A 799-nucleotide genomic window follows, 5' to 3' on the forward strand; every position below is an offset into this window, starting at 1 on the left:
AAGCCGAAGAACGCCTCCTGCAAGCGCAATACAGCACCAAACTGTGCGAAATTTCCCTGATGCAAATCAGCGGGCAAGTGACGGCATATCTCCAATAATTTTTGTAATTTTGCGGCATGAAAGACAGTATAGTCATTATACCCACTTACAACGAGAGGGAGAACATCGAAAAGCTCATCCGCAAGGTGATGCCGCTCCCCCACCCTTTCGATGTGTTGATTATTGACGACAATTCGCCGGATGGGACGGCGCAAATCGTCAAAAGTTTGCAACCGGAATTTTCCGGACGGCTGCATATTGTGGAGCGGGCAGGCAAATTGGGCTTGGGAACGGCTTATATTGCGGGCTTCAAATGGGCGTTGCAGTACGATTACGAGTACATTTTTGAGATGGATGCCGATTTTTCGCACAATCCCGATGATTTGCTTCGGCTCTATCAGGCGTGCAAAGATGATGGTGCGAATGTTGCAATTGGTTCGCGTTATGTTTCCGGTGTGAATGTGGTTAATTGGCCTATTTCGCGTGTGCTGATGTCCTATTTTGCATCCAAATATGTGCGTATTATTTCCGGAATGAAAATCTGCGATACGACAGCCGGCTTCAAATGCTATAGACGTAAAGTTTTGGAAACCATTGATTTAGACAAAATCAAATTCAAGGGTTATGCCTTCCAAATCGAGATGAAATACACCGCCTACAAATGCGGATTCACATTGAAAGAAGTGCCAATCATCTTCGTCAATCGCATGGAAGGCGTATCCAAAATGAGCGGCGGCACCTTCGGAAAAGCCTTTCTGGG

Annotated in this window: 1 protein-coding gene; it reads left to right on the forward strand. The window is 46.2% G+C overall.

All coding sequences use genetic code 11. The annotated features are described in order from the left end of the window. Positions 1–116 precede the first annotated feature (116 nt). Positions 117–799 (forward strand): polyprenol monophosphomannose synthase (locus ASC50_RS02165; RefSeq protein ID WP_056928639.1); only part of this gene is annotated, 683 nt, incomplete at its 3' end.

Source organism: Candidatus Symbiothrix dinenymphae (assembly GCF_001431085.1).